The sequence below is a fragment of the Vibrio sp. VB16 genome (genome assembly GCF_015594925.2).
In the GTDB taxonomy this organism is placed as follows: domain Bacteria; phylum Pseudomonadota; class Gammaproteobacteria; order Enterobacterales; family Vibrionaceae; genus Vibrio.
Map to the genome: position 1 here is coordinate 3,392,381 of NZ_CP087590.1, position 23,308 is coordinate 3,415,688.

27 protein-coding genes are annotated in these 23,308 nt (G+C 41.0%); 18 read left to right on the forward strand and 9 right to left on the reverse strand.

What is annotated here, in order from left to right:
- Window positions 1-108: 108 nt before the first annotated feature.
- The 6 genes from cytR (at window position 109) to rraA (ending at window position 5,445) form a co-directional block, all read left to right on the forward strand.
- Window positions 109-1,113, forward strand: coding sequence for a DNA-binding transcriptional regulator CytR (gene cytR / locus IUZ65_RS15440; protein WP_195704551.1), 1,005 nt, complete (start codon window positions 109-111; stop codon window positions 1,111-1,113).
- 131 nt (window positions 1,114-1,244) lie between these two features.
- Complete coding sequence (locus IUZ65_RS15445; RefSeq protein ID WP_195704552.1) at window positions 1,245-1,793, forward strand: SPOR domain-containing protein; 549 nt, start codon at window positions 1,245-1,247, stop codon at window positions 1,791-1,793.
- Window positions 1,794-1,927: 134 nt separating this feature from the next.
- A complete protein-coding gene (gene hslV / locus IUZ65_RS15450; RefSeq protein WP_195704553.1) occupies window positions 1,928-2,446 on the forward strand; it encodes an ATP-dependent protease subunit HslV in 519 nt (172 codons plus the stop codon).
- A 29-nt stretch (window positions 2,447-2,475) separates the two neighbouring features.
- Window positions 2,476-3,810 (forward strand): HslU--HslV peptidase ATPase subunit, encoded by a 1,335-nt coding sequence (hslU, locus tag IUZ65_RS15455; protein WP_195704554.1) that lies wholly within the window; start codon window positions 2,476-2,478, stop codon window positions 3,808-3,810.
- Window positions 3,811-3,910: 100 nt separating this feature from the next.
- Entirely contained in the window at window positions 3,911-4,828 is a 918-nt protein-coding gene (locus tag IUZ65_RS15460; protein WP_195704555.1) for a 1,4-dihydroxy-2-naphthoate polyprenyltransferase, read from the forward strand.
- A gap of 77 nt (window positions 4,829-4,905) precedes the next feature.
- Window positions 4,906-5,445, forward strand: coding sequence for a ribonuclease E activity regulator RraA (rraA, locus tag IUZ65_RS15465; protein ID WP_195704556.1), 540 nt, complete (start codon window positions 4,906-4,908; stop codon window positions 5,443-5,445).
- A 97-nt stretch (window positions 5,446-5,542) separates the two neighbouring features.
- Here rraA and IUZ65_RS15470 read toward each other — a convergent pair whose 3' ends face one another.
- Complete coding sequence (locus IUZ65_RS15470; RefSeq protein WP_195704557.1) at window positions 5,543-6,172, reverse strand: helix-turn-helix transcriptional regulator; 630 nt, start codon at window positions 6,170-6,172, stop codon at window positions 5,543-5,545.
- 726 nt (window positions 6,173-6,898) lie between these two features.
- On the opposite strand from IUZ65_RS15470, the gene IUZ65_RS15475 reads away from it, so the two are divergent.
- From IUZ65_RS15475 to IUZ65_RS15490, 4 genes are read left to right on the forward strand one after another with little or no spacing between them, the layout of a single operon-like run.
- Window positions 6,899-7,570, forward strand: coding sequence for a hypothetical protein (locus IUZ65_RS15475; RefSeq protein ID WP_195704558.1), 672 nt, complete (start codon window positions 6,899-6,901; stop codon window positions 7,568-7,570).
- Window positions 7,571-7,587: 17 nt separating this feature from the next.
- Window positions 7,588-7,917: a carbon storage regulator gene (locus IUZ65_RS15480; protein WP_195704559.1), complete on the forward strand. Its 330-nt coding sequence runs from the start codon at window positions 7,588-7,590 to the stop codon at window positions 7,915-7,917.
- Window positions 7,918-7,922: 5 nt separating this feature from the next.
- A complete protein-coding gene (locus tag IUZ65_RS15485; RefSeq protein ID WP_195705140.1) occupies window positions 7,923-8,597 on the forward strand; it encodes a C39 family peptidase in 675 nt (224 codons plus the stop codon).
- 13 nt (window positions 8,598-8,610) lie between these two features.
- Window positions 8,611-9,180 carry a hypothetical protein gene (locus IUZ65_RS15490; protein WP_195704560.1) on the forward strand — a complete coding sequence of 190 codons (570 nt, stop codon included), beginning with the start codon at window positions 8,611-8,613 and terminating at the stop codon, window positions 9,178-9,180.
- Between the two features lie 53 nt (window positions 9,181-9,233).
- Here the strand turns inward: IUZ65_RS15490 and IUZ65_RS15495 are convergent, their stop codons facing one another.
- Entirely contained in the window at window positions 9,234-10,256 is a 1,023-nt protein-coding gene (locus tag IUZ65_RS15495; protein WP_231363594.1) for a transporter, read from the reverse strand.
- Window positions 10,257-10,492: 236 nt separating this feature from the next.
- Window positions 10,493-10,735, reverse strand: coding sequence for a cell division protein ZapB (gene zapB / locus IUZ65_RS15500; protein ID WP_195704561.1), 243 nt, complete (start codon window positions 10,733-10,735; stop codon window positions 10,493-10,495).
- A 325-nt stretch (window positions 10,736-11,060) separates the two neighbouring features.
- On the opposite strand from zapB, the gene glpX reads away from it, so the two are divergent.
- The 3 genes from glpX (at window position 11,061) to IUZ65_RS15515 (ending at window position 13,281) form a co-directional block, all read left to right on the forward strand.
- Complete coding sequence (glpX, locus tag IUZ65_RS15505; protein ID WP_195704562.1) at window positions 11,061-12,068, forward strand: class II fructose-bisphosphatase; 1,008 nt, start codon at window positions 11,061-11,063, stop codon at window positions 12,066-12,068.
- A 162-nt stretch (window positions 12,069-12,230) separates the two neighbouring features.
- Window positions 12,231-12,854, forward strand: a complete 624-nt coding sequence (locus tag IUZ65_RS15510) for a helix-turn-helix transcriptional regulator (protein ID WP_195704563.1) — start codon at window positions 12,231-12,233, stop codon at window positions 12,852-12,854.
- A 100-nt stretch (window positions 12,855-12,954) separates the two neighbouring features.
- On the forward strand, window positions 12,955-13,281 hold the full coding sequence (locus tag IUZ65_RS15515) for a DUF3135 domain-containing protein (protein WP_195704564.1): 327 nt from the start codon (window positions 12,955-12,957) through the stop codon (window positions 13,279-13,281).
- A 10-nt stretch (window positions 13,282-13,291) separates the two neighbouring features.
- Here IUZ65_RS15515 and IUZ65_RS15520 read toward each other — a convergent pair whose 3' ends face one another.
- The gene (locus IUZ65_RS15520; protein ID WP_195704565.1) at window positions 13,292-13,720 is read right to left on the reverse strand and encodes a DUF805 domain-containing protein; all 429 of its coding nucleotides are present in this window, start codon (window positions 13,718-13,720) and stop codon (window positions 13,292-13,294) included.
- 17 nt (window positions 13,721-13,737) lie between these two features.
- Window positions 13,738-14,085 (reverse strand): 5-carboxymethyl-2-hydroxymuconate Delta-isomerase, encoded by a 348-nt coding sequence (locus tag IUZ65_RS15525; protein WP_195704566.1) that lies wholly within the window; start codon window positions 14,083-14,085, stop codon window positions 13,738-13,740.
- 231 nt (window positions 14,086-14,316) lie between these two features.
- Here IUZ65_RS15525 and tpiA point away from each other — a divergent pair, with 231 nt between their 5' ends.
- Complete coding sequence (gene tpiA, locus IUZ65_RS15530) at window positions 14,317-15,087, forward strand: triose-phosphate isomerase (protein ID WP_195704567.1); 771 nt, start codon at window positions 14,317-14,319, stop codon at window positions 15,085-15,087.
- A gap of 205 nt (window positions 15,088-15,292) precedes the next feature.
- Here the strand turns inward: tpiA and pfkA are convergent, their stop codons facing one another.
- The 3 genes from pfkA to IUZ65_RS15545 form a co-directional block, all read right to left on the reverse strand.
- Entirely contained in the window at window positions 15,293-16,255 is a 963-nt protein-coding gene (gene pfkA / locus IUZ65_RS15535; RefSeq protein ID WP_195704568.1) for a 6-phosphofructokinase, read from the reverse strand.
- Between the two features lie 296 nt (window positions 16,256-16,551).
- A complete protein-coding gene (gene fieF, locus IUZ65_RS15540; protein WP_195704569.1) occupies window positions 16,552-17,460 on the reverse strand; it encodes a CDF family cation-efflux transporter FieF in 909 nt (302 codons plus the stop codon).
- Between the two features lie 146 nt (window positions 17,461-17,606).
- The gene (locus IUZ65_RS15545; protein WP_195704570.1) at window positions 17,607-18,116 is read right to left on the reverse strand and encodes a CpxP family protein; all 510 of its coding nucleotides are present in this window, start codon (window positions 18,114-18,116) and stop codon (window positions 17,607-17,609) included.
- Between the two features lie 182 nt (window positions 18,117-18,298).
- Between IUZ65_RS15545 and IUZ65_RS15550 the strand changes: the two genes are divergently transcribed.
- The 3 genes from IUZ65_RS15550 (at window position 18,299) to IUZ65_RS15560 (ending at window position 20,959) form a co-directional block, all read left to right on the forward strand.
- The gene (locus IUZ65_RS15550) at window positions 18,299-18,985 is read left to right on the forward strand and encodes a response regulator (protein ID WP_195704571.1); all 687 of its coding nucleotides are present in this window, start codon (window positions 18,299-18,301) and stop codon (window positions 18,983-18,985) included.
- The gene (gene cpxA, locus IUZ65_RS15555) at window positions 18,985-20,361 is read left to right on the forward strand and encodes an envelope stress sensor histidine kinase CpxA (protein WP_195704572.1); all 1,377 of its coding nucleotides are present in this window, start codon (window positions 18,985-18,987) and stop codon (window positions 20,359-20,361) included. The genes IUZ65_RS15550 and cpxA overlap by 1 nt, the downstream gene beginning before the upstream one ends.
- A 118-nt stretch (window positions 20,362-20,479) precedes the next feature.
- Window positions 20,480-20,959, forward strand: a complete 480-nt coding sequence (locus tag IUZ65_RS15560) for a tRNA (cytidine(34)-2'-O)-methyltransferase (protein WP_195704573.1) — start codon at window positions 20,480-20,482, stop codon at window positions 20,957-20,959.
- Window positions 20,960-21,007: 48 nt separating this feature from the next.
- Here IUZ65_RS15560 and IUZ65_RS15565 read toward each other — a convergent pair whose 3' ends face one another.
- The gene (locus tag IUZ65_RS15565; protein WP_195704574.1) at window positions 21,008-21,529 is read right to left on the reverse strand and encodes an FxsA family protein; all 522 of its coding nucleotides are present in this window, start codon (window positions 21,527-21,529) and stop codon (window positions 21,008-21,010) included.
- 291 nt (window positions 21,530-21,820) lie between these two features.
- Between IUZ65_RS15565 and aspA the strand changes: the two genes are divergently transcribed.
- Entirely contained in the window at window positions 21,821-23,272 is a 1,452-nt protein-coding gene (aspA, locus tag IUZ65_RS15570) for an aspartate ammonia-lyase (protein ID WP_195704575.1), read from the forward strand.
- Window positions 23,273-23,308: the final 36 nt, after the last annotated feature.

Genomic DNA, 23,308 nt, shown 5'->3' on the forward strand with positions numbered 1-23,308 from the left:
TTTGTTACTCTACCCGTAAATTACATTTCTCTAAAGCAATACACTTAGAGCATAAACATATAGTTACATAACAGTTATCATCGTTAGGATATCAGAGGTTAATTATTTATGGCGACAATGAAGGATGTTGCCCAGCTTGCGGGTGTTTCAACCGCTACGGTCTCTCGCGCTTTAATGAACCCAGAAAAAGTTTCTGCGTCAACTAGAAAACGTGTAGAAGACGCTGTACTAGAAGCTGGATATTCCCCAAACTCTTTAGCTCGAAATCTCCGTAGGAATGAATCAAAGACAATTATCACCATTGTTCCGGATATTTGTGACCCATATTTTACAGAGATCATTCGTGGTATTGAAGACGCAGCGATGGAACATGGTTATCTAGTTCTACTTGGTGATAGCGGCAAACAGCAAAAAAGAGAAAGCTCTTTCGTTAATCTGGTTTTTACTAAACAAGCTGACGGCATGTTACTGCTTGGCACCGATTTACCATTCGATGTCAGTAAACCTGAACAAAAAAATCTCCCTCCTCTGGTAATGGCTTGTGAATACGCTCCGGAATTAGAACTACCAACCGTGCATATTGATAATTTAACATCGGCATTTGAAGCGGTTAATTATCTAACCCAAATGGGTCACAAAAAAATTGCGCAAATTTCTGGTCCAGAAAAGGCAGCGTTATGTAAATTCCGACATCAAGGTTATCAGCAAGCTTTACGTAGAGCCGGAATAGCACTCAATTCAACTTACACCACTCAAAGTAATTTCACCTTTGAAGGTGGCGCTAAAGCACTTAGAAAACTACTTTCATTACCAGACGCGCCAACAGCCATATTTTGCCACAACGATACCATGGCGATTGGTGCAATACAGGAAGCGAAAAAACTGGGCTTGCGTGTGCCTCAAGATCTGTCAGTGGTTGGTTTTGATGATATTCAATTTTCTCAATATTGTGATCCTCCATTAACCACGGTATCTCAACCTCGTTACGAGATTGGGCGTCAAGCAATGTTAATGATGCTAGAGCTACTTAAAGGTAGAGATGTAAGAGCGGGTTCAAGATTACTTGAGACAAAACTCGTTATCAGAAATAGCGCGGCTCCCCCTAGAGCCTAGTGATTCAATCTGAATTAGAGATCTCTAGTTCACTCTCGAGCGGTGCTTTAAGGCCCCGCTTTTTAAACTACAATTGTCTTCCAGATACATTTTGGATTACCATATTGATACCTAAATTTGGCTGACATGTTATGGCAAATAGAGATTACGTAAAACGGGGCCAAGGCACTCGTAAAAGCACAAGAAGCAAAAAGGCACCTACAAGAAAACCGTGGAAAGCGGGTTTACTCGCCGTCCTTTTATTAGGAGGGTTTGGTTATGGCCTATATATTCTGAGTAATGATCCTGAGCCCCCTATTCCACCTGAAGCGAAGCAAACGTCTAAACCTAAGACGACAACCAAAAAGAAAACCAGTTTGCCAGAATTGCCCAAAGAAGAATGGGATTATGTGAAATCTCTACCGAACAAAGAGATTGAAGTGGAAGCAAAAAAACAAGTCGTATCAACCATTCCATATATTATGCAATGCGGTGCCTTTAAGTCGCTGAGCCAGGCAGAAGAACGTAAAGTTAATATTGCCTTTCAGGGCATCAGCAGCAAAATTCGCAAAAAAGAAGGCAGCAGTTGGTATAAGGTGGTTTTGGGGCCATATAAGCTCAAACGAAACGCTGAAAAAGACAAGCACGCATTACAAAGAGCCAAGATTGAACCTTGTGCTATTTGGAAAGAAACCCAATAAGCGACGCAAAAACAAAATATTATCCCCCCAAAAGCGAGATAGTTAACTATCTCGCTTTTTTCATCCTTGAAATCCTTCTAAATTATCCTCATATATTCGCTATCTCACTAGTAAAATGAAAAGAGGCTATTCTCGTGACTACCATTGTATCTGTACGTCGTAATAATAAAGTTGTTATTGCTGGTGATGGACAAGTATCTCTAGGCAATACCGTAATGAAAGGTAATGCTAAAAAAGTTCGTCGTTTGTATAACGACAAAGTGATTGCAGGGTTTGCAGGCGGTACCGCTGACGCGTTTACTTTATTTGAACGTTTCGAAAGCAAGCTACAAATGCATCAAGGTCACCTCACAAAAGCCGCCGTTGAACTGGCCAAAGACTGGCGCAGTGATCGTGCTCTTCGTAAACTAGAAGCGATCCTAGCGGTCGCAGACGAGACAGCTTCACTCATCATCACGGGTAATGGTGATGTGGTTCAACCAGAGAACGATTTAATTGCTATTGGGTCTGGCGGCAACTTTGCTCAAGCTGCGGCTATCGCACTCTTAGAAAACACCGAATTGGATGCACGTGAAATAGCAGAGAAATCACTAAACATAGCGGGTGATATTTGCGTATTTACTAACCATCAACACACAATCGAAGAACTATAATTCTCTGCTCAGAATTAAGGAATAAATACATGTCGGAAATGACACCTCGTGAAATTGTTCACGAATTAAACCGCCACATTATTGGTCAAGAAAAGGCAAAACGCGCGGTGGCTATAGCATTGCGTAATCGCTGGCGTCGAATGCAACTCGATGAAAGTCTACGCGTAGAAGTGACGCCAAAAAATATTCTGATGATTGGCCCCACTGGTGTAGGTAAAACTGAAATAGCACGCCGCTTAGCCAAACTTGCGAATGCGCCCTTCATCAAGGTCGAAGCCACTAAATTCACGGAAGTCGGTTACGTTGGTAAAGAGGTGGAAACAATTATTCGAGACCTTACCGATGTTTCGATTAAAATGACCCACCAGCAAGCGACTGAAAAAGTAAAATATAGAGCGGAAGAACAAGCTGAAGAACGTATTCTAGACGCACTACTCCCACCGGCCCGCGATGCATGGGGCGAGAATGAGAAACAAGAAGATACCTCGTCAAACACACGTCAGATTTTCCGTAAAAAATTGCGTGAAGGAAAACTAGACGACAAAGAGATAGATATTGACGTTGCGGCTCCGCAAATGGGTGTAGAGATAATGGCACCTCCTGGAATGGAAGAGATGACCAATCAGCTTCAAGGTATGTTCCAAAATCTGGCGGGCAACACACAAAAGAGCCGTAAGATGAAAATCAAGGACGCCTTTAAAGCGCTAATCGAAGAAGAGGCCGCCAAACTCGTCAACCCTGAAGAGCTCAAAGAGCAAGCTATCTACAATGCTGAAAATAACGGTATCGTGTTCATAGATGAGATTGATAAAATCTGTAGGCGAGGTGAAAGCTCAGGTCCTGATGTGTCCCGTGAAGGTGTGCAGCGCGATTTATTGCCTTTAATTGAAGGCAGCACCGTGTCCACCAAACATGGTATGGTAAAAACAGACCATATTCTATTTATAACCTCTGGTGCATTCCAAGTATCGAAGCCTTCCGATTTAATCCCTGAACTTCAAGGGCGTTTACCTATTCGAGTAGAACTAGAAGCGCTTTCTAGCCATGACTTTGAACGCATACTTACAGAACCAAAAGCTTCCCTAACCGAACAGTATATCGCCTTATTAAAGACAGAAGATGTTGATATCGAGTTCTCTGAAGATGGTATCCATCAGATAGCTGAAGCTGCGTGGCGCGTAAATGAGACCACTGAAAATATCGGCGCCCGTCGACTGCACACTGTCATGGAAAGGTTGATGGATGAAATATCCTTTGACGCAACAGAAAAACCCGGCTCTAAAATGGTAATAAACTCAGCCTATGTACACGAACGTTTGGCTGAATTTATTGAAGATGAAGATCTCAGTCGATTTATTCTTTAATTAATAAATCTTGATCAAGCCCATCTACCTCTTTAGATGGGCTTTTTATTATTTGTGCAATTGGTATACTGCTCTCAATAATGTAAGGTAAACAATCTTAATGAAGCAGTCACTTGTAATCTGGTTAGACGCAGCAAGGCCAAAAACACTACCACTCGCACTCGTCACTATAACGACGGGCAGCAGTTTGGCCTACTCCAATGGTAATTTTTCTTTTGCTGTTATGGCCCTAGCTCTACTTACCGCGATTCTTCTACAAATATTATCTAATCTAGCCAACGATTATGGTGATACCCAACAAGGTACTGACAACGATGACCGCTTAGGGCCAACCCGCGCAATGCAGTCGGGTGTCGTCACTCAGGCAGAGATGAAACACGCTATTCTCCTGAACATTTTCTTAACGATTCTCTCCGGTTTGGCACTGATTTTCTATTCACTAGAAAGCTTTACCAATATCCTCGCATTTTTAGGCTTGGGTCTACTCGCTATATTAAGTTCCGTTGCTTATACCGTCGGTAATAGACCTTATGGTTATGTTGGACTTGGCGACTTATCTGTATTTGTATTTTTTGGATTACTTGGTGTTGGTGGAACCTATTTTCTTCACACTGGGTTTATTGATTTTGATATTTTCATCCCTGCGATAGGATGTGGATTATTAGCTGTCGCTGTACTTAATATTAATAACATGCGTGATATCGATAATGATCGTGCATGTGGCAAAAAAACTATCGCAGTAAGACTGGGAGAACAACCAGCGAAGTATTATCATATCGTATTGATTGGATTAGCCTTTGTCTCTTATGTTTACTATCTATTTAGCCACAGCACGACTATTTGGATAATTGTTCCTTTCTTTTTATCCGCTATTACGTTGGCAAAACATGGTAGAGAAGTACTCCAATCAAGCTCTCCCGTCGCCATTGCGCCAATGATGCCCATCATCGTTAAATGCGCTTCAATTACTAACATTTTGTTTTCATTGGTAGTTGTAGCTCAAACAATAGTTAGATAATTGAGCCTTGTCATTGCATTGACTCAATGAGTCGATATAATTAAAAACCTTTCAGTAGCGAATAGAAGACAACGCATATGGAATACAACACCTCTGCACTTTGTGATATTTACTCAGACCAAGTCGATGTAGTAGAACCAATGTTCAGTAACTTTGGTGGAAGTGCCTCATTTGCAGGTCAACTTACTACCGTAAAATGCTTTGAAGATAACGGTATTATACGTTCCATATTAGAAGAAGATGGCGCTGGTCGCATTCTATTAATCGATGGTGGTGGTTCATTACGTAGGGCTCTAATTGACGCGGAAATTGCTACTTTGGCAGAAGATAATGACTGGGAAGGCATTGTTGTTTATGGCTGTGTTAGAGAAATCGATGAGTTAGAAGATATGAGCATTGGCATTCAAGCTCTCGCATCAATCCCTGTTGGCGCAGCAAGTCAGCAAATTGGTGAGATAGACGTTCCTGTCAACTTTGGGGGCGTAACCTTTTTACCTGAAGATTATCTTTATGCTGACAATACCGGTATTATTATCTCTCCAGAACCATTAGACGCAGATCTAGAGATTATTGAAGAAATTGACGTTGAAACTGACGATGACGATTTTGAGCGCTAAGTAATTCGTCAAAACTATTCTTCAGATATTACATCGTATCCATATAAAAAGCGGCCGACTCGGCGGCTTTTTTAATTTATAACAACGACAATCTCATTCATAAACTGGCCCAATCATTCCCTTTAAGTTGCTCTAACGCATCATGACGGCAATGTACGTTCATTTTCTTGTAGAGTTTATAAATATGCGTTTTAACTGTACTTTCTGCTAAAAATAAATCGTTAGCAATTTGCTGATTTGATTGGCCATTTGCAATATGAGACAGGATTTGTCTCTCTCTTTTTGTAAAGTCTAGCTGTAAGGTATTAGCAAACACACTTGGGTGCCTATAATACCTCACCATTTTTTCTAAACAGTTACGAGGCATCCACATACCGCCACTCAAAATGTGGTGAACACTTTTCCTAAGGTGCTCTATAGGAGCAGTGTACGGAAGCACCCCTTTAACGCTCTTCCACTTCATTATTTTTTCTTCTAAACTCCCTTTGGGAGCACTGAATATAAGTATATCGTAGCCCAGTCCGTCTACAAAAAAATCATTACAAAGTCCATCTTCAAGTACTGAAAAATCGAGCATAACCAAATTAATATCTTCTTGAACTCTATGTAATTTAAGTTCATTAAGAGTCATATGCTCTACTTCTAGATCTGGCATTTCTGATAGTTCTTTTTTTATTAGACTTATTTTAAATATTTCATCCCCAACGACAACCAATTTATAACGCATAACATTATCCTCACCACCTATTCATATAACACTCACATGTAATTTCACTAATTATTTTTTAATTAAATTTGATACAAAGTATAATCCAAGCTGACCTTAACATCCAAAATCACATGATGATTAATATATAATTTCATTAATAGAAACATATCAACCTCCATCTCAAGACTTGTTGCATTTATTTCACGAATATTTGAATTAATATCATAAAACCGAAATCGCATAAAACAATCAGCGTTAAAGAATAATGATAACAACAATAAATACAAATACTTAAGAGTATTCAGTCCAATTAAAATAGATCTTTCAATAAACATATCATTAAAATTAACTCTTGAATTACAGTGGGTTAATTTTAATGATACATATGGGTAAATATAAGAATTTACTCCAATTCAACACTACTAATAAAAAAGTTTATATCACAAAAAACAAGTACTCAAAAAACAGCACTTCTAACAACCAATAAACACAACCATCTAATACTTTTATAAAAAATTACAAAATTATCAATATTTTTCATACAGTTAAAATGAAATAAATTACATCCCCTAAATAAAAAACCTCATTGCAAATTAGGTTCTCATTTATGAGACTTTAATGTTTTGCTTTTTCCCTATACTCAACATTACCTACCTCAGATAGGTAAGCGCAACAATAAATAGCAATATACTTTTATAAGTTAACAATACAAAGAAGTAACTCAATAAAATATGGAGCACAATCATGAAATTTAACAAAACAACTCTAGCTATGTCTATTCTCGCTTTTACATTCACTTCTGGATCGGTCTACGCTATAGATGATATTAATGCTGATGATATTGGTATCGATAATGATGATATCAGTCTATTAAGTGACAATAACACTGAGCTTCTTAGTGATAATGATCTTCAAAATGTTGGTAACTCTGACAATGACCAATACGACAGCAATAATGACTATAATGCCGAAGATTTCGGAAACGTCGATGATGTAGGTAATGTGGACGATTCTGGTAATGTGGAAGATTCTGGCAATACAGACGACAGCTATAACGATGTATTAAGTCATAATACCCTCCAATCTCAATCTTGGGATAACGACTCTATGACGAATACAGCCACTAGCACTATCGATATTGATCTTACTGCTGTAGTGAACTATTCCGATATGGATTCGAGTGTATCTGGAGCCACCGTTTCTTACGGTGTTACCGATACTGACGCAGACTTCGCTTTATTTGGTCTCGAAGTTGGTGGACGTGACAGAGATAGAAACGCAATGTCAGTGAGTCAACAAAATAACATTAATGGTTCATTTAATGCTGCAGCGGGTATTACAACAGCAGCTCAAAATGCCGGTAATGCATCTTCAATTCAACAATCGGTATCTACCAACGCGACAATTATGCCATAAGAGATTTGGAGAAAGTCATGCGTACAGCGCTATTGCTAATAGGCACTATGCTTTCGGCACCATCTTTTGCAGACCAATTATTGCTTCCTGATGACGCAGTTATCTCTGAAGAAGAATTGGAAACCTCTCGAGGTGGTCAATATCTAGTCGATATTGATTATGTTTCAGCGACATCTGAACTCGATGGCTCTAGTGTTGGCAACAATGCATTGGGAACCTACTCTGGTAATAATGTTATTACTAATGGTTCACTAAGCAACAGTTCTGGTATTTCGAATGTCATTCAAAATACGGGTAACAATGTTGTTATTCAAAACTCAACTGTCGTGAACTTAACGTTGCATTGATGAATATGAAATATTTCTTATTAACTTGGGTTGCGGTGCTTTTAAGCACCTCAACCCTTGCATTAGATTACCTCCCAAACAGAGGGGTTTATAATGTTGTTGTAAAAAGTTATCAAGAACAATTATTTGGCGATGTACTTCGCCAAAAATATGACTTTAGCTGTGGTTCTGCTGCCTTAGCTTCATTACTTTCTTATCACTATCAAACGCCTTCAAACGAAGAAACTATATTTACGGTAATGTTTGATAAAGGTGATCAAGAGCGTATCAAGCAAGAAGGGTTCTCACTCTTAGACATGAAACAGTACTTAGAAGGTATTGGTTTTGATGCTGATGGATTTCAGTTGAGCACCACCAAAATAAAGAAGGTTGGCGTTCCCGGTATTACCTTAGTTAATTTTGATGGCTATATGCACTTTGTATTGGTTAAGGGCATAAATTCAGAACATGTCATTATTGGTGACCCATCAAGAGGAACAGTAAAGATGCGTGTAGAAGATTTTAATCGCTACTATCAAGGGATAATTCTTCTCATAAAGAACCATGCTGAAAAAGGGAAAGCGTCATTTATATTTGATGACAGCTTTGCAATTTATACACCATCACCTGTTAATTCTGCGGTAGCTCGTGATTCACTCGGTATTTTTAGCACGACACTCCGAGAATCGGGTGAAAACTAAAAAGGAACGCGTTATGAAAAAACAAGGTTTAAGAATCTTTAGCATTTCGCTGTTGCTATGTACCTTACCTGCATCTGCAATGTCCATCAAAGATGTAGGAGTGCCACTATCCAACACCGAATTAAGTCAGTATCGAGGGGGTTTTAGCTTTCCGTCTAATCGGTTCATAAATATCGGTATTAGTATCACTACATCTTTAAATGGTAGAACTTTTTTCAATTCACACATTGCTAACCTTTTGATTAAAAATGGACAAGTTGAGCTAGATACTCAAAAAGCGACGAGTGAAACAGGCATGACTAATGTTATTCAAAATGGTTCTGGAAATCAATTTGAGGATATTTCTCAACTTGAGGACGAGCAGCATAAAATAACTAAACAACATTTAGCAAACACGACTCAATCTGCGAAACCAGTGATTAACAGTTCCGACACCATCAACAACATTATTCAAAATACCGTAAACAATAGTGTACTTGGAATATCAACTGTCGTTGATATAAATGCACCTGGAACAATAATATTACAGAGTTCACAATTAAGAATGAAGTTAGACGATGCGATCATGTTAAGCCTGCCATAAATGCCGCGATCAACACGATTTGTTTTGATTACCGGATGGTTAACACTTCCACTCTAGAAACTATAAGGTACCCTGATTGTTAGTTGAAAATCAGGTGTATCTTCTGTCAGTCCTGCTGCAGCACTTACGTTTACCGATAATTTCGGATTAATGGCCAAGTTGGCACCAAAGCTTATCGTATCCAGTTGCAACAGTTGAGCACTATCAGCACTAGCCCCATTGACTTCACTTTTAAGGATGGTTTTGTGAGCAAGACCGAGAGAAAAAGAAAAATTAGGATTAACAGCAAAACCCATCCCAGCCCCTAAAGAGATCGTATCACCTAGAGCAATTTCTGCCTCACTGTCACCAAAATCCACCGTATCCTCAAAATTGTATATATAACCAAGATTCACAAACAGAACCGCAGGGTCTGTCGGATAAATCATTGTCAAACTTGGTTCAACACTCCAAAAACCCGATCCCGTTGGGACATCGGTAAACGTATTGGTTGTTGTATCAAGCTCCAAATCATAGGGGGATTTACCCGTTGTCGATTTAACCTTTAACCCAGCAACCCAAAATGGCGCGCTGTCCATATTTAATTGATAACGCAATGCCGCTTCTATATCTCCCATGGCAGAGCCATCTAACGTCAATACTTCTGTATCATCAGAGGCGCCGTCTTGAATTGGCCGCGTAGAAATTTGATCATTTCGATAAACCCACGGAATACGTACTTCAGCTTCAAGTCGATTGGTAATACCATATCTCCCCGTTAGTCCTACGGTGATAGTAGTCCGATCTGAGTCACTGACCTCTATTCGCCCAACGATTAACGTTGGCAAAATTGTATATCCTACGATAGAAACTTTGTTTGATGAGTTCTGAGAATAATTAAATGAGGCGTCTAAGACGAAGGTACCCCGTGGCGTTAATACGCCGGGCTGCTCAAATACATCCGCCACTGTTTGGATTCTTTTTTGAGGCTCTTCTTGTTGAGATTGGTTTGATGGGCTTTGTTCGCCTTCAGCCAAACATACCGTTGGCAATAAACTGCAACACACCCAATATAAATTACGATTGATTTTATTCACGGGCCACCTCTCCAACACTATTATTTTTACTCATTAAGAAGTAATAGTTGTTGTATTAGGAAGACGCCATAATGCTTAAGGACCAAATCATCCGCATCAAATAATGTTAGAAGTACTACTTGATGTATATAAAATAGACTGCCGCTATTTTATATACTCTGATAGACCATCGAAAAGAGAGTACCAGTGCGCCACCGCTCTGATAATCTCTTTACTATTGTTCAGACGAGAAAACGTTACTCTACGTCTTCCATTTTACCTAGTAAAATGCGAATTCTTTGCTGCCAAGCTTCATGCTCTTCGAGCATCTGCTGGTTTTGCTGCTCTAGGTTTGAACAGTTATCTCTTAGTGACGTTGTTTCTTGCTCCAAACCTTGGTTTTTTTGCTTAACTTCTTCTAATTCCATCTGTAATAGAGTGATGGTATCAACGGCTGTTTGGATTTTTGTTTCTAACTGCTCTAGCACTTCTAAAGACATACATTCTACCTTTACTTTTGTTCTGGTTGACTAAAAGATAATTCAGTCACGAATAGCTTCATTCTACTCACGCTTTTCAATATAAACACGTCTAATATCATGATTTTTGAGTTACATGCTCATTTTTAGAGCACCAAGCGGCATTATCCTGAGTTTTTACGTGTTCCGTCAATGCTCATATCGCTCTCAACCTACCTAAATATATACTTCTACGCAATCAAGCCAAGTGACCAATTAAACAGGGCCAAAAAGGCAAACGTTTACTATTTTGTATGATAGAATCCCCGCAAATTTTTTACCTCTTTTTTACTGATTTGGAGTAGTCATGAAACGCGATTTAGCATTGGCATTTTCTCGTGTAACCGAAGGTGCCGCGCTTGCTGGTTATCATTGGCTTGGACGTGGTGATAAAAACGCCGCAGATGGGGCCGCTGTTGAGGTAATGCGTACGCTACTCAACAAAACAGAGATAGAAGGCGAAATTGTTATCGGTGAAGGTGAAATCGATGATGCACCAATGCTGTTCATCGGGGAACATGTTGGGTTAGGTGGCGATGCTGTAGATATTGCAGTCGATCCTATTGAAGGCACTCGCATGACCGCAATGGGTCAAGCAAACGCGTTGACTGTCCTCGCCGCTGGTGAAAAAGGCAGTTTTCTTAAAGCACCTGACATGTACATGGAAAAGCTCGTGGTTGGCCCACAAGCAAAAGGCGCTATCGACTTAGATAAATCACTAACAGAAAATTTAGAGAATATCGCCAAAGCAATGGGAAAACCTCTAAATACCTTAGTGGTGACAACCTTAGCTAAACCACGTCACGACAAAATAATTAAAGAGATGCAAGAGATGGGTGTCCGCGTATTTGCTGTTCCAGATGGTGATGTCGCGGCGTCTATTCTTACTTGTATGCCCGATAGCGAAGTCGATGTTATGTACTGTATTGGTGGCGCTCCAGAAGGAGTTATATCCGCTGCTGTTATTCGCGCACTTGATGGTGACATGCAAGGCCGTCTGCTGCCACGTCAGGAAGTAAAAGGTGATACCGAAGACAATCGTATCCATGGTAACCAAGAACTGGCTAGATGCAAGGAGATGGGCGTTGAGGCACGTGTTGTATTGAAAATGGAAGACATGGCATCTAGTGACAATGTTGTTTTCTCAGCAACGGGGATCACGAAAGGCGACTTACTCGAAGGGATCACTCGCAAAGGCAATATTGCCACAACGGAAACCCTAGTGATTAGAGGTCGCTGTAGAACGATTCGTCGCATCAAGTCTATCCACTATTTGGATCGTAAAGACCCTGAAATTAAAGACTTCATTCTCTAATTTGACCACACGCATCACGAAGCGCAGCTATTTTAGCTGCGCTTTTTCATTTGTCGGTTAGTTAACCTAAACATAGGTTAGTTAAGAATTTGCTTTATTAATTACTTTATTCATAATGAAAGCTGTAGTTATAAGTTACGGGCATAACCTTAGGTACTTTCGGTGAAAACAGCGGATAGAATATTACAAAAACTCAAAAGAGAAGGTTCTTTGACGGCAAAAAAACTGTCCGAAGACCTGGATATGACGAGCATGGGTGCTCGACAACACTTACAAGCGTTAGAAGAGAACGGTTTACTTGAGTATTTTGATCTAAAAGTAAAAATAGGACGCCCTACCCGTCATTGGCAGCTCACTCCGAAAGGACATGAGCGATTTTCTGATCGCCACGGTGAGCTAACGGTTCAAGTCATCGAAGCTGTCGGAACACTTTTTGGTGAAGATGGCATAAAAAAAATCGCATTAGAAAGAGAAAAACAGACGTTGGAGAAATACGGTCAAGCGCTATCAGAATGTAATGGCCTTAAAAGTAAGTTACAACAACTGAAACAACTGCGTGAAGATGATGGCTATATGGCAGAACTAACAGAAAACGAGAATGGCTTCGTCTTAATCGAGAACCATTGTCCAATCTGTAAAGCCGCACAAAACTGCCCTAGCTTATGTCAATCTGAGCTCAATGTGTTTCAACAATTGCTTGGCGAAAATTGTACGATCATCCGTACCGAACACATTATCAAAAACGATAGAAGGTGTGTTTATCACATTCAAGAAGCAAAAGGTTAGATCGCTGATTATTTAGTCGGATACCGTTTACTTATCAGATCTCATTTTATTGGCTACACTTATATAATGTAATCTGTAGTTAAGTATAAAGGTGGAGCTTATGGATCAAGCTCAATATGAACAAACACTCCCATCCTTTGATGAACTGGTCGAATTGGCTCAAAACAACCCGAAAGAGTTCGAGCAACTCAAACGCAAAGCCTGCGAGCAAGCGATAACTTGCGCTTCAGAAGAGATGGAACCCAGATTGCGAGCACAACAGAGTCATATAGATCGCGTAATTAGCCACTGCAAAAACCCCTATCACATCAATATAGTATTAGCTCGCGAACTAAGCTTGCAGGTATTTAAAATGCATGAGGTTTTAGAAGGCGATCAATCGACTAAGCGTAGCGCAGAAATCATTCCTTTCGTTCCGCGCCATTGAGTTTATAGGCTTACCTTGTTGGACAAGAGCCGTATTGGTTCTCTTTCTTATCGCCTTCAAACAGCCCACATTCAGCAAAAATCCACGCCCCACATGCCATCGCAGAAAGAGACATAGCCGACTGAAACATAGTCGGTTGAAATGCGTTTTCGACACCAGCTAAAGGAACCATGAATCGAGTTAAGACCAAAGGCACATGCAACCCTAACCAATACAACGACTTATTTCTATCGTGCCAACGCTTTGCCGTTATCGCCAAATCGGGAATAACCAACAAAACTAAAATCGTAGGCAACACCATGCTATCCGATTCAGGAAACAATTTTTTCACCAAAGTGGCGACAGTTATAATCATCAAAAAATAGAACGCATTCCACAACCAAAACGTTCGACGACTTACTCTTCCTCGAAATGAAAACAGCAGTTCAGAGATTGACATCAATGTTTACCTTACATTTAATTAAGTACCTTTTGGAAGGTACCTCTATCCATATCACGTATGTTCACCGATAAACTTTTTACCGTTCCAGCCTGAGCAGTAAGAACATCAATAAGCTCATGAGACAGACTCTTTTTTTGTTCATCTGACCGCCCAGCTAACATCTCAAAGGTAATATGAATAAAACCTTCGCTATCATCATGCTCGCCAATCAACCAATGATGGCATCTCAACGCGCGAGATTTCACATCATCAGCTTGAAACAGACCACAGCTCAACGCTACCTGATGGAGATCTTCCAATAACCCTTGAATGTTCACTCTGTCCTCGACGGAATTAGTGTATTCCAATATTATATTTGGCATTAGTTATTTATCCTTAAGTCAGATTGATTCAAAATACAGCAATCCAAGCAAATTCCTAAAGTTTAGCTATTATTTTGTATGCTGGATCAAATTTGATTAACAACCGTCCCGTTCAAAAATCAAAGATTCGATGAAGAAATGATTCGTGTCATGATCTGACGGGCTTTATCTGTTATATTCTTTCGAAATATTGTTTATTTTTTACATTAATTACTTTTTGGAGATATTCTTATGCGTCATCCTGTAGTTATGGGTAACTGGAAACTTAACGGTAGCAAAGCAATGGTAACTGAGCTACTAAACGGACTTAACGCTGAGCTTGAAGGCGTAACTGGTGTTGACGTTGCAGTGGCTCCACCAGCACTTTATGTTGACCTGGCAGAGCGCGTAATCAAAGAGGGTGGCAGCAAAATCATCCTTGGCGCTCAAAATACTGACCTAAAAAACAGTGGCGCATTCACTGGTGATATGTCTCCAGAAATGCTTAAAGACTTTGGTGCTACTCACATCATTATCGGTCACTCAGAACGTCGTGAATACCACAACGAATCTGATGAGTTTGTTGCTAAGAAATTTGCATTCCTTAAAGAAAATGGCCTAACACCTGTACTTTGTATTGGTGAGTCTGATGCACAAAACGAAGCTGGTGAAACATTAGCGGTATGTGCTCGTCAACTCGACGCAGTCATCAAAACTCAAGGCGTTGAAGCACTAAACGGCGCTATCGTTGCTTACGAACCAATCTGGGCAATCGGTACTGGCAAAGCAGCAACGGCTGAACAAGCTCAAGACATTCATGCTGCTATCCGAGCTCACATCGCTCAGTCAAGTGAAGAAGTCGCTAAAAATCTTGTTATCCAATACGGCGGTTCTGTTAAAGATAGCAATGCAGCAGAACTCTTCGGCATGCCTGACATCGATGGCGCGCTAGTTGGTGGTGCAGCACTTGATGCAAAAGGCTTTGCAGCAATCGCTAAAGCAGCAGCAAAAGCAAAAGCTTAATTAAGCATATCATCTGGGCTTTCTAGCCTAATGGTAATTAAAGTCAGCCTCGGCTGGCTTTTTTGTTTTTTGACGTCACCAAAGCCCGCCAGCAAAGCAGACAGTCGATAATCCTTCCTACATCTATGTCTTAGAAGGTACTTAGGACGAAAAAAAACGGCCACTAGTCTCCTAATGGCCGTTTCAAGTATTCTCTAATTAAATCTTAGAATAATTCATCTGCAACTTTATATAAGTCCGTACGAACTGGACGTTTCATATTCTCGATAGCATCGATAATATCATGGTGGATAAGTTGCTCTTTCTGAATACCAACACAACGACCACCTTCGCCTTCCAATAGAAGATGAACGGCATAGTTACCCATACGAGAAGCTAACACACGGTCAAACGCCGTCGGACGACCACCACGTTGAATATGGCCTAAAACAGTGGCTCGAGTTTCACGCCCCGTCGCTTTTTCGATATCTCTTGCAAGCTCATTGGCATCCATCATTAGCTCTGTAAGCGTAATAATTGCGTGCTTCTTACCTTTGGCGATACCGTTCTGTAAGCTCTCAATTAGCTCTTCTTTACTCCAAGGTTGTTCTGGAGTGATGATGTACTCACAACCACCAGCGATCGAAGCCATCAAGGTTAAATCACCACAGTGACGACCCATAATCTCAACAATAGAGATACGCTGGTGCGACGATGATGTATCACGCAGACGGTCAATGCTATCAATAACGGTATTAAGCGCGGTCAAATAGCCAATCGTGTAGTCAGTTCCCGCAATATCGTTGTCGATAGTGCCTGGCAAACCAATACATGGGTAGCCCATCTCAGTCAGCTTCTTCGCTCCCATGTAAGAACCATCACCACCAATAACAACGAGAGCTTCAATGCCATGTTTCTTCAAGTTCTCAATCGCTTTTTCACGCGTAGCGACTTCTCTGAATTCTGGAAAACGTGCAGAACCCAAGAACGTACCACCACGGTTAATCACGTCAGAAACACTAGAACGGTCTAACTTTTCAATGCGATCTTCGTATAAGCCTTGATAGCCATCGTAGATACCATAGACTTCGACACCCGCAGTAAGTGCGGTACGGACTACGCCACGAATGGCTGCGTTCATCCCAGGGGCGTCTCCGCCACTTGTCAAAACACCAATCTTCTTAATCATGCTCACCCTCGATTTTCAAATCAAATTTACAAATTTTAATTACCCAATTGTCATTACTTCATGTACTAAATAACAATATCGGCAGAATTTTTAATAGTCATTTTCTATACCCGCTCATTGCGCTTTCTTGCGTCTTAGTGAGCCAGTAAATGATGTGTTTTTTTCAATTATGAAAGAGTATTACATTTTGTACGATAACTTAGTTGATTCACATCAGAATCAGTTTCAGTTTCCATCATTCAAACAAAAGATAGCTCAAAATAGTCATTCTTGTTGATGTAATTTCTGAAAGAAATTTACCAACCCAGTTCTTTTTGCCCTTTTTCAGATCCATATACAACAGAATAAGGGTCCTGATGAATCAATACATCCGCCCTTGGAAAAGCATTAGTCAGTCGTTCTTCAACCTCATCAGAGATCTCATGAGCTCGAATCAATATCATATTGTCTTCCAATTCTAAATGTAGCTGAATAAATCTTACCGGTCCTGCCATCCGTGTTCTTAACTGATGCACACCCAAAACGCCTTCAACGGACATCGCCACTTCACGGATTGTATTGAGTTCGTCTTCTGGTAACTGCCTATCCAATAAAGATTGTACTGCCTCTAATGCCATCTTAATGGCGCTAATCAATATAAAGACCCCAATACCAACGGCAAACGTTGCATCCGCTTGATTCACACCAAAATAACTCAAACCGAGCGCAACCATGATCGCAATATTCATGTATATATCTGTCTGATAATGTAACGAGTCGGCTGATATTGCTTGGCTTCCTGTTTTTCTCACTACATGCTTTTGAAACATGACTAACCCTGCAGTAACAATGGTAGCAAATAGACTTACATAGACACCGTATTCTGGAGAGGTCAATTCGTGCGGACGGAAGAATCGGTCAACACCATTAAGGATAAGAAAACAGGCGGATCCAGAGATAAACATCGCTTGAGCCAATGCTGCTAAAGACTCCGCTTTACCATGACCAAATGTATGCTGCTCATCCGCGGGTTGAAGGGCATATCGAATGACAACTAGATTCACACCAGATGCTGCTAAATCCAGTAACGAATCAATCAGTGATGCTAATAGACTAACTGAGCCCGTAACCCACCAGGTGGCCAGTTTAACTATCAGAAGTAATGTCGCAACTCCGGTCGCCATCCATGCTGCCATTGAGACCAAGCGAGCGTATTCTTCTTTCATATCAGATCAATTTAGGAAGATTTACTTGGATTATAGCCATGATTTTGTGACTTGGGTATCATTTTATTTTTACAGAAGGTAACACGAAGAAAAGCAGCACAATGCTGCTTTTTGTTAGGCGGTAGGATAACTAAATGAACAAAGTATTATTTGTTTCTGCCTTTACCCTTTCCCATACGTTCAGACATTTCATCCATACGCTCTGCTTGCAATTCTTTTAACTGTTCTTTTTGCTCATCCGTTAAAATACTCATCATTTCATGTTGAGTAGCTAACATCTTTACACGGCGCTCGGTTTGCTTCTCAACCATAGACGCAGCAAGTTCTTCCGCTTTTGCCTGATCAAAATCTGCAGCTAATACGAGGTCTTGCGTTGCTGCGTGTTGTGCTCGCATCTCAGCTTGGCGTGCTTCTCTGTTTGTGTCGCGGTCAGCTTGCATTTCGTCACGTTTCGCTTCGCGTAAATCGCGAAATTGATCTTTCTGCTCTTCCGTTAAATCTAACTGGCGAATCAAGCCTTTATCAAAACTTCTAAATTTGCCGTGATGGCCGTCCATATCTGAACCACCTTTACCACCAAATGCAAATGCACTTGCTGTTGCAAAAAGCATAGGAAGGGCAGCTGCCGCAATGACTAGTTTTTTCGTTGTTTTCATCGGTTATTCCTCACGTTATTCTTTTTAGGTTGCTGCCTTCACAGCGGTTAAGCATAGAATAGAGGCTGCACAGTAAAGTAACGTCTAGAAAGCGTAAAAAAGCGTAAAGACAAAACAAGTAGTTAAGTTTATAGGTAAGATCAATCATACTGAACGTAACAAATGCATTAGGGGTAGCAGTAATGGCCAATATCTTATTAGTTGATGACGACACAGAACTTACAAGTCTGTTAAAGGAAGTACTTACATTTGAGGGCTTCAATATTACCGAAGCTAACGATGGTGAGGCTGGACTTGCCGCCGTAAATGACAAGATTGACCTCATACTGTTAGATGTCATGATGCCTAGAATGAATGGCATGGATATGCTAAAAAAATTACGTGAATCTTGGCAGATTCCTGTTCTTATGCTCACAGCGAAAGGCGAAGAAATAGATAGGGTCATCGGCCTAGAGCTGGGGGCAGATGACTATCTCTCTAAGCCATTCAGTGACCGAGAACTGCTCGCTCGAATTAAAGCCATTCTTAGACGAACACAGACAAACGCGGCCTCAAAATCTACTGACTATATCGAATATCAAAACATCAAAGTTTACCCCGGAAAACAGGAAGCTTATGTTGGCGAAACACTTTTGGAATTAACGACAACCGAATTCGCACTACTTACCCATTTTATCCAACACCCCGGTGAATCCTTAACAAAAGAGGTTTTGAGCCTAGATGTTCTGGGTAAACGTTTGGCGCCATTTGACCGAGCAATCGATATGCATGTATCCAACCTTCGCAAAAAATTACCAGAGCGTAGCGATGGAAAACCGCGCATAAAAACCCTAAGAGGACGTGGCTATCTTCTCGTTGAGGAGGGGTAATGAGACTCCCAAAAATATCCAACCTTTATGGTCGGATCTTTGCCATTTTTTGGTTCACCATGCTCTTGGTCTTAATCGCTGTACTGCTTGTGCAGGACTCAGACCCAAGGCAAACGCATCGTATCCAACAAAATAATATTGAAAGACTTTCAAGCTTTGCCAAACACCTTGAAGATAAGTACCGACATGATCATTCCATTGATGATGTACTGTCTAGAGTGAATAGAAAAATGAAAGGCCCGAACAAAGAGGGAAAAGCGATGGTCTATTTTTCTGACCTTAGTGGTAACCTTATTGGCATCAATGGTCGAATGCAACGACGTGCAATTCAAAACTTTATAACGAGTTTAGAGTCACTAGATAAACCTCAGCAAAGGTTATATGGTCGTTTCATGGTAGTGGGCCCAATGCCCGTGACAATTGCAAATCAACACGTGCTTCTATATATCGCTGGAGAGTGGGATCAACCCCCGCCATTTCTGCTTCAATTATTTGATCAACCCATCCACCTCCTGCTACTCGTCATGTTTATCAGCACTCCCTTACTCCTTTGGTTAGCTTATGCATTAAGCAAACCCGCTCGCCTACTTGAAAATGCGGCGAGAAGAGTCGCTAATGGCGAGTTTGTTGAGGACCCAAACCTAGAAAAAGGAAGTTCTGAGTTTCGTGAAGCTGGTGCAGCTTTCAATCAGATGGTATTGGCCATTAATCAAATGATATCAGGTCACCAAAGGTTACTTTCTGATATTTCTCACGAGCTCCGTTCTCCCCTCACTCGCTTAAGAATGGCGAACGCTTTAGCGACGAGAAAACAGGGTGAATCAGCAGAGTTAACACGCATCAATACGGAAGCTGAGCGATTAGAAAAAATGATCAGCGAGTTATTAGAACTGTCTCGTATGCAAGTGAATAGTCATCAAGTAAGAGAGACCCATTCAGCAGCGACCCTTTGGGAAGAAATTATTGCAGACGCTCAATTTGAAGCGGAACAAAAAGAGAAATCATTAATCTATAGCCAAATGCCTAACTGCTCCATTACTGGCAATCCAAACCTATTGATGAGTGCCATTGAAAACATTGTTCGCAACGCTATTCATTACGGCCATACTTCTATTCGCGTCGGTTTCACTCAAGTCAACAATACACTTTCTATCTGTGTTGAAGATGATGGTGATGGCGTACCAGAAGCAGAGCTTACTGACATCTTTAGACCTTTTTATCGAGTGTCCACAGCGAGAGATAGACATTCAGGCGGGGCAGGATTAGGTCTCGCGATAACTGAAAGTGCAGTACGCCAACATAACGGCACCATTCGCGCAGAAAAAAGCGTTCTAGGGGGGTTAAAAATCACCATTACCCTACCAACAGAGGCATAACCTAAACACGATTCATATTTGTTATACCGAGTTCAGATTAAATAGGATCAGTTCTTCTTTGAAACCGAACTGACCCTAGTTATACTCGCTCTTCCAGCAACCAATTACGTTGATAATCATGCTAGACATCGCACTATTTGAACCAGAAATCGCCCCAAATACCGGTAATATCATCCGCTTAAGCGCCAACTGCGGAGCAAACTTGCACCTTATTGAACCATTAGGCTTCGATCTGGAAGAGAAAAAAGTGCGCAGAGCAGGTTTGGATTACCACGACCTTGCAAGAGTAAAGAGGCATAAGGATCTGGCGGCGTTTATGGATTACTTAGAAAATGAACGTGAAGGGCCATTCAGGATTTTTGCTTGTACAACCAAGACTACAGGTCATCATGTAGACGCAAAATTCCAAAAGAATGATGTGTTACTATTCGGCCCCGAAACGCGTGGGTTACCCGCAGAGCTAATTGAAAGCTTACCGTTAGAGCAGAGAATCCGTATCCCTATGATGCCAGATAGCCGAAGCTTGAATCTGTCTAATGCCGTTGCCATTATTGCCTTTGAAGCATGGCGTCAATTAGGATTTGAAGGTGCGATTTAATAAAGAAAGAATAAGCTTCTAGGTTGCCGTACCTAGAAGCCAAAGAATCTATTTCAGGCGATTATTTGATCCATCATTCTCGTCATCATCTTTTTTTTCATACTCTCCTTCGAAAGTATTACCATCATCACGGGGTGGTTGGAAAGGATCTTGTCCAAACGGACTTTGACCAAATCCACTTTGTGCGTGAAAACCGCCACCACTTGCCATCGTATTAACCTTGACTCTTTTCATCAGCTCTTTCGCCATTTTTGCTCGAGGTGCAGGCAATAAAACAAGCATTCCAAGTGCGTCAGTCATAAAGCCAGGTGTCAATAAAAGCACGCCTGCGACCGCTAACATAACTCCCTCAATAATTTGCTGAGCCGGCATCTCACCTTGTTGCAAGCGTCCCTGCACTGACATGAGTGTCGCAATACCTTGACTGCGCACAAGCGATGCACCAGCAAATGCAGTAACAAGCACCAACGCTATGGTAGGCCACAATCCAAGAAACCCACCAACTTGAATAAATAGGCCTATTTCGATAATAGGGACACAGATAAAAAGCAACAATAAAATAGGAAACACACGCTCTCCAACTATAAATTTGGTCAATAAGTTTGGTTATTTAGTTTACTTGCAAAACCATAAAGCCAACAGTGCAATTACGATATTTTACCGTATTAATGCAAATGATGGCTATTTTACAAAATACAAAGCAGAAATATGACCGAACGGCTATTTTTGTAATACAATTTGAGTATGATTTACCTCAAAGATCACAAGGGTTTTATACTAATAAGACTATCAAAAACATTTTACAAAGCAGAAATGGCCAGTCATTCATTATTTTTTGGAATAATCATCCGAGGGTAAACTATGAACAAACTAAATAAAACAGCGCCAAAAGCAAAGCCCGCCACAAGAATTGAACACGACCTCCTCGGCGAACGCCACGTCCCTATTGATGCTTATTACGGAATTCATACACTCCGTGCGATAGAAAACTTTAATATCTCAAACAATACGATATCCGACGTGCCTGAATTTGTACGCGGAATGATAATGACAAAAAAAGCAGCGGCTCTAGCAAACAAAGAACTTAGTGTTCTTCCTAGTGATGTTGCCAACCATATCATTAAAGCCTGTGACCTTATTTTGCAAACGGGCAAGTGTATGGATCAGTTTCCATCCGATGTTTTTCAAGGTGGTGCCGGCACTTCCGTTAATATGAATACCAACGAAGTGATCGCCAATGTTGCTTTGGAGTTGATGGGCAAAGAAAAAGGTCAATACGAATTTATCAATCCAAACGATCATGTCAACAAAAGCCAATCAACTAACTGCGCCTACCCGACAGGATTCCGCGTTGCGGTTTACACCAGTATTTATCACCTTATTGAAGCCGTCGAGTACCTCAAAGGTGCATTCGATCTAAAAAATGCAGAGTTTAATTCGGTTATCAAAATGGGACGCACTCAACTTCAAGACGCAGTGCCGATGACCGTAGGTCAGGAATTTCGCGCTTGGTCTGTAACCATCAACGAAGAGATCCGCAATCTAAAATACATTGCTGAGTTATTGTTAGAGGTGAACCTTGGAGCAACGGCCATCGGTACAGGTTTGAACGCCGCAAGCGGATATCAAGTACTCGCCGTTAAGCACCTCGCTGACGTGACAGGATACCGTTGTGTCCCTGCTGAAGACTTGATAGAAGCGACGTCAGACTGCGGTGCTTATGTCATGGCGCACAGTGCGCTAAAACGACTCGCAGTGAAACTGTCGAAGATCTGTAACGACCTACGATTGCTCTCATCGGGCCCGCGTGCAGGCTTTAACGAGTTAAACCTGCCTGAACTCCAAGCGGGCTCTTCGATTATGCCAGCAAAAGTCAATCCAGTTGTGCCTGAAGTGGTCAACCAAGTCTGCTTTAAAGTGATGGGTAATGACACCACCATTGCATTTGCCGCAGAAGGTGGGCAACTCCAACTTAACGTCATGGAACCGGTTATCGCTCAGAGCATGTTCGAATCATTAGACCTATTAAAAAATGCCTGCGTTAACCTACGTGACAAGTGCATTGATGGCATCACCGTCAACAAAGAAGTGTGTGAAAATTTTGTATTCAATTCTATTGGTATAGTCACTTACCTAAACCCGTATATTGGCCACCATGAGGGCGATATTGTAGGGAGAATTTGTGCCGAAACAGGCAAGAATGTCCGCGAAGTTGTACTTGAAAGAGGCCTACTAACCGCCGAGCAGCTAGACGAAATATTCTCTGTAGAAAACTTAATAACACCCCAGTACAAGGCGAAGCGCTACGATTAACGCTATATTCTTACTGACATAACCCAAAAATAAAGG